This is a genomic window from Aliikangiella marina, from assembly GCF_007004765.1.
GTDB classification, from domain to species: Bacteria; Pseudomonadota; Gammaproteobacteria; order Enterobacterales; family Kangiellaceae; genus Aliikangiella; species Aliikangiella marina.
Genome location: NZ_VIKR01000001.1, coordinates 1292319 through 1301934, shown reverse-complemented (window position 1 = coordinate 1301934; position 9616 = coordinate 1292319). Strand labels below are relative to the sequence as shown.

General features: G+C 37.3%; 2 protein-coding genes (1 of these 2 running past the window's edge). Both read left to right on the top strand.

All coding sequences use genetic code 11. The annotated features are described in order from the left end of the window. The first annotated feature begins 340 nt into the window (after positions 1–340). The gene (locus FLL45_RS05370) at positions 341–2356 is read left to right on the top strand and encodes a carbamoyltransferase family protein (RefSeq protein WP_142940947.1); all 2016 of its coding nucleotides are present in this window, start codon (positions 341–343) and stop codon (positions 2354–2356) included. A 395-nt stretch (positions 2357–2751) separates the two neighbouring features. Then, on the top strand, positions 2752–9616 hold the start of the coding sequence (locus FLL45_RS05365) for a non-ribosomal peptide synthetase (protein WP_142940946.1). 7190 nt of this gene lie beyond the right edge of the window; the window shows 6865 of its 14055 coding nt (coding positions 1–6865); it begins with the start codon at positions 2752–2754; its stop codon lies off the right edge, out of view.

Here is a 9616-nt window from a genome sequence, read left to right as displayed (position 1 = left end):
GTAATATTAATTGCTGAAAGTAAAACATTTACGGCAGGTATCTTTATTGGAGATATTTTTTTTGGCGATTAACATTGGAATTTACTTTAGATTAACATGCAAGTATGATGGTGATGTTACTGCGTAACAGCTCTCTGGTATTGATTTAAAAAAGCAATAATTACAAGCTAATATCAAAAGTAACCATACTTTGAGTAGGTTGAGTATTGTCTCAACTTTGTAACCTCTAGTGTTATAAATTTACAAAGTCAGCAGCGAGCTGTCAGGATTAGTGCGCGCGTTATTTCTTAACGTGTTATGAAGCTTTTCATAGCTCAAGCTTTAAGGAGAAACTTCTTACATGTATATTTTAGGCCTTCAAACAGGGGCAGGAATAGAAACTCGATTTAATCGAGATGGGTTCAGTAATCATGATTCTGCTGCTGTGTTGTTAAAGGATGGCGAAATTATTGCCGCAATCGAGGAAGAAAGGCTAAGTCGCGTTAAACACTGCAACTTTTTCCCTCGAAGAGCGATCGAATTCTGCTTACAGCAAGCCAACATTTGTCTATCTGATGTAGATTATATTGCTTTAAATTATTCCGAATATGACGCACATTCAATGGCATCTTTAGGAGTATTAGAAGACGCTAAGACAAAAGTTGCTAGCGCTCATGAGTTTGCTGCGAGCGAGTTTATGCAATTTTTCGCTCAAGACGTTAAGGATAAAATAGTCTTTTGTAGTCACCACTTAGCGCATGTCTGGAGTGCTACTCCACTTTCTGGTTTTGATGAAAGTTTGGTTGTCGTTCTCGATGGGAACGGTCCAAGTGGTGATGGCAAAATGTTGTCTGGGCTGGTTGGTGTTCATAAAAATTCCGAGTTCAACACGCTAGCTGAGATTCCAGCTAAAAAGTCTTTAGGTCATTTCTACATCCGTTCAATTAGACTAGTCGGATATAATCGATTTGATGAGTATAAAGTTATGGGGTTAGCTCCATATGGAGACCCTAATCGGTTTGCTAAAGAGTTTCAGCAGCTCTACCGTTTAAAAGATCAAGGTGATTATGACGTTCATCATAATCCTGGGGTCGCGATGTGGCAGCAGCTTTATTCGCTACCAGAATTTTCTAGTCCTAGAAGAAAGGGAGAGGAATTTACTCAAGCACACAAAGATTTTGCAGCAAGCTTACAAGCAACGTTAGAAAAACTAATACTGCATATTGTCGAGAACTATCAGCAGTCGAGCGGAATGAAGTACCTTTGCCTTGCTGGTGGGGTGGCTCATAATTGTACCGCTAATGGCAAAATAGTTTCGAGCAAAATGTTTGATGAAATTTTTGTGCAACCTGCCGCACATGACGCCGGTGGAGCATTAGGAGCAGCTTTATACGCCCACAACTTAAAATCGAAACAGTTTCAAACTAAGCGTTTAGAGCATCTATTTTATGGAACCGAAATACCTTCCAATGAGGTAATTGAAGATAAATTAAAAGATTGGTCATCTCTAATAAGTTATAAAAAAGTTTCACCTGTCACTGAGCATGCTGCTCAATTAATAGCCGATGGTTCAATTATTGCTTGGGTTCAAGGTCGCTCGGAGTTTGGACCGCGTGCGCTGGGAAGTCGTAGTATATTAGCAGACCCTAGACCGGCTTCAAATCGGGATAAGATCAATAAGATGGTTAAGAAGCGGGAAGGTTATAGACCTTTTGCTCCATCGGTATTAGAAGAATATTCACAGGAATATTTCGAGATAGAACAATTTTCGAACAGCTTGCAATTTATGAATTTAATTGTTTCTGTTAAGGAAGAATATAAGGAAAAGCTAGGGGCAATCACCCATGTCGACGGTACGGCAAGAATCCAAACAGTAAACAAGAATTCAAATTCAAGATATTGGGAATTAATTTCCAAGTTTAATGAGTTGAGTGGCGTTCCAATATTGCTAAATACTTCATTTAATAATAATGTAGAGCCAATAGTTGACTCTGTTGAGGATGCGATAGCAAGTTATTTAACAACAGACCTGGATATATTAATAGTGGGTGACTATGTTATTGAGAGAAAACCTGAATTAACGAATAATATCGCCAATTTTCAAATAAGACTGAGGGAAAGTTACAAGCTCTCAAAAGGCTTTAAACAAACTAATCAGGGTTTTGAAACCTTTAAATCGATAGAATTTGCATCTTCAGGCTTTTTTGCGAAACAGACACATACAATATCAAATGAATTATTCGAGATTCTTGCGGCAGATAATCGTTATTCCATCGCCCATTTAGCGGATCAGTTAAGAATCGAGTTAACGAGTGAGTTATTGTTGGAGATTCTCAATCTGTGGGAATTACGAGTTATCCAGATAATGCCGAAGTGAGAAATCAATAATAACTCACGCGTGAGATGAATTGGTTGATCGGCGCAGTTTAGTCACCTCGTTGCCAGTCAGATGCATCGAGGTAAGCTTGGCGCTTAAATGCAGTAATTAATTAAAGCCGTTCCATTAAAGAACGATATAGCTTAAATAGAATTAAAAAGGTTATCCGATTTTAATGCCTCTAAATCGTGCTTGAGTTGCAAATATTAGTTGATGTTACTTTAAATACTCTGGCGAATAAGTCTGTTTTAACACTTTACGATTGATTGGCTATAAACAATTATCCAATAGTTAAGGAACAAGTCTATTGGTCGGTTTGGGACGAGTTAAAAGATTAAAAATCCGACCAAACGGCTTAAGTTGTAGGAGCACGTATTTTGAATGTAGAGAACATATTGTTAGATGCAAAAAGTACTGGCATAAAGTTATTTCTCTCAAATGGTAAGTTAATCGCTAAAGGGGAAAAAGGTAGACTTTCTGAATCTTTACGCGAAAAAATTAAAGTTAACAAACAAGCTCTTATTGACTTTCTTAGCGAAAATCCAAAATTTTTTGATATTGAAGCGGAAGGAGAGGGCGCGAAGTATGTTCCGTGGCTGTCTTATGCGCAACAAAGGTTGTGGTTTTTAGATAAGTTGGGCGGAAGCAGTGTCCAATATAATATCCCCGGTCGTTTTCAAATATTTGAATCAATTAATGTGCCTGCATTTGAAAAAGCCCTCAATGAACTCATTGAACGGCATGAAGTTCTGAGAACTCATTTTAGTGAACTAAATGGTGAACCCAGGCAGGTTATCGTCTGCGAGTATGTATTGCCATTTAAATTTCATGATCTAGAAAAATTAAGTGATGAATCAAAAAGTAAAGAAATAAATCGTTTAATTGAATTGGAAGCGACTACACCATTTGATCTGAGTAAGGATTTGATGCTTAGAGTCCAATTAATTAAAGTGGGGCCTAAACATTTTATTGTTCTTTACACACAACATCATATTGCGAGCGATGGTTGGTCGATGCGAATTTTGCAGAATGAGTTGTCGAGCTTATATCAGGCTTATCGTGATGGCAAACCAAACCCCCTTGAACCACTAAGAATTCAATATGCTGATTATGCTTTATGGCAAAAGCAATGGTTAGAGGGTAGCGTATTACAAGAGCAAAAAAAATATTGGCTTGAACAGTTAAGTGGCATTCCCAATTTACATAGACTGCCGCTTGATAAACCCCGACCTCTTCAACAGACTTATGACGCTAGTAGATTTAGTCAAGATATCGAAAGAAGTCTGTCAAAACAGATTATAGATTTTTGTAAAAAACATGACATTACATTGTATATTTTTTTACAAACCATCTTCGCAATAATAGTAGCTCGATTTAGTAATGAAAAAGATGTCGTTATTGGGACGCCAATTTCAGGTAGAACTCATAATGATGTTGAGGGCCTTATCGGATTTTTTGTTAATTCATTAGTGCTTCGAAGTAATTTGAAAGATAATCTATCTTTTATGTCTTTTTTAGCTAAAAACAAAGAGACAATCCTTGATGCTTTTACAAATCAGCACATACCTTTTGAGATGTTGGTCGAAAATATACGACCTGAAAGAGATCTAAGTTACAACCCAATATTTCAGATTCTATTTGTTGTACAAAACAATGAGAGGGGGAGTTGGCAGTCTGGGGAAGTCGTTGCAGAGGGCAAAGGAACGCTTAAAAAGGGATCGCCTTCAAATTCTCATTTCGCTAAAACACGATTTGATCTTGAGTTGCATGTTAATGAGTCAGATGCGGGGATTTCATTACGCTGGGTATACAATTTAAAGCTATTTGACTCGTGTAGTATAGAAAATTTATCAAATAGCTTTTGTACTTTAATTGAAAATGTCTTTAGAGATTGTAGTCGGATAAAGACGAAGCATGCAGGAATTCACGAACTATCGCTTTTGTCAAAATCAAAAGAATTAAATACGCTTTATCATTGGAATGATACTGATGCAGACTATGATAGATCAATCGCCTTACATCAGCTTATTGAATTGCAAGCAAGTAAAAATCCAAATTCAATCGCTGTTATTGACAATGATAACGAAATTACTTTTAAAACATTAAATCAAGAGGCTAATCGATTAGCTAATTATCTAGTTGTTCATGGAGTGAAACAATCAGATGTCATTGGACTTTGTATACATCGCTCAATCGATATGGTGGTCGCGATATTCGCTATACTCAAGGCCGGAGCCGCTTACGTACCTATTGACCCTCAAACCCCTAAGTCAAGAATCAAATTTGTATTAAAAGATAGTGGTGCAAATATAGTTATTGGAAATAATGCGACTTTAGCACTTTTTACTGATTTGAATATCAATTATTTGGCATTAGACGATCATCATTCTCGCAGCGAGCTTACTAAATTTTCACACGAACTAGCTTTTGCGGATCGCAGCTCTAGTAATTTACTTGCTTATATTATTTACACTTCTGGCTCCACCGGAACACCGAAAGGCGTAATGGTCAATCACAGAAATGTAATTAATTATATACAACATGGTAAGAGTTATCTTACGGAAAACATTGTGGGAGCCGTAGTAACTACCGCGCTAGTTTTTGATGCTACCGTGTGTTCACTATTTATACCGCTATGCTATGGTAAGTATATCGAGTTACTTGATGATGATAGTGCGTCGATTGATTCATTGATTGATTGTATTGTAGATGACTCTGATGATCTGTTATTCAAACTTACCCCCTCTCATTTAAAAGCCGTACTTAGCAATGATTTATTAGAGACAAATGTTAAGTCTGAACATGTTTTTGTAGTTGGAGGTGAACAACTCACAACAGAAACCGCTTCTCAATGGTTTGATAAATTTCCATTGTGTTCAATAATCAATGAGTATGGACCGACTGAAACTACCGTCGGTTGTTGTATACATACTTGTGAAAAACAAGCTTTTAGTAAGCCGTTATTGCGAGAGCAAAACTCAGTATCCATAGGAAACCCTATTAATAATACGCAACTTTATGTTCTTAATGCGCACTTACAGCCTCAGCCGGATGGTGTTGTCGGTGAACTTTATATAGGTGGTGACGGTGTAAGTAATGGATATATTAATCAAGCGAGTTTAACGGCAAGAAAGTTTATACCCAACCCATATGCAAAGAGAAAAGGAAGTCGCCTATATAAAACAGGTGATTTAGTGAAACGGTGTCATAATGGGCAATTGGAGTTTGTCAAAAGAGTCGATGAACAGGTTAAAGTTCGTGGGTTTAGGATCGAGCTAGGTGATATCGAATGCTCAATTTCTGAACACACAGACATTTCCAGTAATGCCGTTATAGCCAGTGGTGACGGAGATTCCAATCAGCAGTTAATTGCCTATCTATGTCCTTCGAATGAATATTTAGAAAAGACGTCAAAAGAAACTATCAAAGATAATGTAAATCAATGGACTGAAGTATTTAATGATACCTACAATGAAGATGATGTACCCGTCATAGAAGCAAATTATTCCGGGTGGGATAGTAGTTACACCATGCAGGCCATAGAAATAGAGCAAATGGACGAATGGCTTGATGCTACCATTAGCGTTATTCAATCACTGCGTCCTCGTAACCTATTAGAGATTGGGTGTGGTACCGGGTTGCTGTTGTTTCGTTATGCTAGTTCATGTGAATCCGTAACTGCAGTTGATATTTCAAAAGAAGCATTAGCTAACGTGAGTAAAGGTATTTCCGCGAAAGATTGGAAGCATATCGAGTTAATACAGGGGGATGCCCTAAGTATATCGGAGTCATTTCACAACCGACAATTTGATTGTATTGTAATCAATTCTGTTGCGCAGTATTTTCCTAATCGTCTTTATTTTGAGACCGTTTTAAATAATGCGCTAAGTGTGTTATGTGAAGGTGGCAAGCTTCTGCTTGGAGATATTCGTAACTTAGATTTATTCACATCGCACGTATGTGCGGTAGAGCAAAGTAGACTTACTCAAAGTACAACACTTAGTGTTTTTTCTAATCGTGTACAGAGACGAATCCAACAGGAACAGGAATTACTTGTAAGTCCAAGTTACTTTGGTAACCTAAAAGCTCGATTTAACACCATCGCCCAAGTAGATATTATGGTGAAACGCGGCGTTGGTGATAACGAGATGAATCGTTATCGTTATGAAGTGGTTATTACCAAGAAAAGTAAGGACGCCAATCAGGATTCCAGGCAGCAAGTTGAATGGCAAAATTTTACGTCAAGGTCGGATTTTGAGGCGTTAATCTGTAATCTAGATGATCATGTTGCCGCAATCAGTGGCATTCCTAATCCAAGATTGGATGAAGATTTTGCATTATGTCTGGGCTTAAAGAATTGGCAGTCAAGCCGTCTGATTCATCCACAAGCATCAGCAGGGAAGTTAAGTCTAACTACGCAAGAAAAAATCGATTGGTTAGAGTCACAATTTAGGCTAGCCGAAGATAAAGGGTATAAGATTGCGGTAACTTGGTCACAATCAGCTAAAGATAAGCTTGATGTAATTATTAGTCGGGATTCACTACCTGAAGTCCTTGCCCGATCTGAATATAAAGAAAGCTATCTCATAAATTATCCAAGACTTGATAAAATAGGAAGTGGGCTCTCTAAAAGTGTGGCTAATCATCTATTAGAAAAGCTCCCTTCTTATATGTTACCCTCGTTTTTTGTTGTTCTCGAAAAGCTACCACTGACTATTAACGGTAAAGTTAATAAGAAAGTACTGCCACTACCTAATGAGACAGATATTCAAAAAGAAAAATATGTACCTCCCTCTAATGAAGTTGAGCAGAGTTTATGTGAAATTTGGCAAAATATCTTAAATATTTCAAAGGTGGGTATTCATGATAATTTCTTTTCTTTGGGCGGACATTCTTTACTAGCAACTCGTTTAATCAGCGCTATTCGTCAACAATTTGCAGCGGAAATTCAGATACGAATGCTATTTGAAGCTCCCACAGTTGCAACCCTTGCAGAGGTAATCACTAGTTTGCAGGGCGAGTTTGTTTTGCCTAACCTAGAGAAAGTAGAGAGAAAGGGACAATTGCCGCTCTCATATGCGCAACAAAGACTTTGGTTTGTCGACCAGCTTGGTGAGGGAAGTACTGAATATAACATGCGCGGCCGATTTACAATTGAGAAGGATTTTAATCAGAGTGCGTTTTACAATGCTTTAGAATATTTAATTAAACGCCATGAAATACTTAGAACAACTTATTTATCGGTAGATGGGCAGCCTGTACAGAAGATTTTAGAGCAATATGAGATCCCCTACCAATATTTCGATTTGTCTAGATTTAAATCTGACGATATTAATATAAAATTAAATGAGATTTCTTCGCAAGAAGCCAACCAACCTTTTCAATTAGACAGCGATTTAATGATCCGAGTTAAGGTTGCTAAGCTCAGCCAATCCCTTCACTCGATTTTTTATACTATTCATCATATAGCTGGTGATGCTTGGTCAATTGACATTTTCAAGAGAGAGCTTAGCATTCTGTATGATGCGTTTAATGAGAAAAAACAATCCCCATTGCAAGCAATTGCCTATCAATATGTAGACTACGCAGCTTGGCAAAAGAAGTGGTTAAGTGGAGCGGTCTTAGAATCACAACTGGAATTTTGGAAAAGCAATTTGAATGAATTGCCTACAGTTCATAGTTTACCGTTAGATAAAAAAAGACCAAATAAACAAACCAATTCGGGCCGAGGTTTTAAGCAAACTATCAACCCAAACTTGGTTGATAAAATTAAGAAACATACTAAGGCGCAAGGGGTAACCTTGTTTATGTTTTTGCAAACCGCGTTTAGTGTTTTGCTTTCGCGCTATAGTAATCAAAGTGATATTGTTATGGGTACCCCGGTGTCGGGTAGGATCCATAAAGACATTGAAAATTTAATCGGTTTTTTTGTAAATACCTTAGTATTAAGAACGGATTTAAGTGGTGAACCCAACTTTTTAGAATTGCTCTCTAAAAACAAACAAATGATATTAGATGCCTATGCACATCAGCATATTCCATTTGAAATGTTAGTTGATGAGGTGCTTGATGAACGCAATATTACTTACAATGCGTTGTTTCAAATTCTATTTGATGTGCAAACTGAAAGCGTTGTAAGTGCTCAGTCGAAAGTGAAAGCAAACGATAAAAAAGAACCAATCAAAGTCATAAATGAAATTGGCGTTCGATTTGACCTTGCTATTCATGTCAAGGATTCAGCTGATGGTTTGAGTGTTAGGTGGTCATATCGAGACTCTCTTTTTGAAGATGAATCAATACTAAGGATGGTGAAAAACTATGAATGTCTTCTTGAAAAGATTGTGGAATCTTTAGAATCTGGTGGTGAATCTTGTCGTGTCCACGAAGTAGAATTCATTACCAAGCAAGAAAAAAATATACAATTATTAAACTGGAATAACAATAAAGCAGATTATCCACTTAAATCGTGCATTCACGAATTGATTGAAGAGCAAGTAATAAAGTCCCCAAATAATATTGCGGTAATCTGTGAAGAGCAAGAGCTAACCTATGAGGAGTTTAACCACCAAGCTAATCAGCTAGCAAATTTGCTTCTACAATCAGGTGTTAGTCACGGTGCAAAGGTTGTAATATTTATCGATCGCTCAGTTGAGGCAATGATTGCCTTACTGGCCGTATTAAAATCAGGAGCCGCTTATGTGCCGATCGATTCAACATATCCGCGCGATCGAATTGAGTACATGTTAGAAAACTGCAATGCCGCTTGTATTATTACTAAACATAAGTTCGTAAAGACTATATTTGAGGACTATTTTACGATTTGTTTGGATGATAGCAATACGCTCGACCAGTTAAAAGGTTTAAGCGCAGAGAATATATCGAGAGATGTTATAAATTTGAATAGCCATCAACCTGCTTACGTGATTTACACATCGGGTTCAACGGGTAAACCTAAGGGAGTCGTAGTTAATCACCGAAGTGTTGTTAACTTCCTATTTGCGATTAAAGAACCGTTTTTTATAGAACAATTATCCGGCTCTATTGTTAGTTCACCGCTCGCTTTTGATGCAACAGTACAATCTTTATACCTTCCATTATGTGTTGGCAAGTATGTAGAAATTATTCCAGAAGATGAGAACCTGATTGAAAGTTTAGCAGACTATCTAATCGATGATGAAGAACGATTGCTGTTTAAGATAACGCCAACCCACCTTAAAGCTGTATCAGATATTGGATTCCTTTCAACTAACTCTTCCGCTA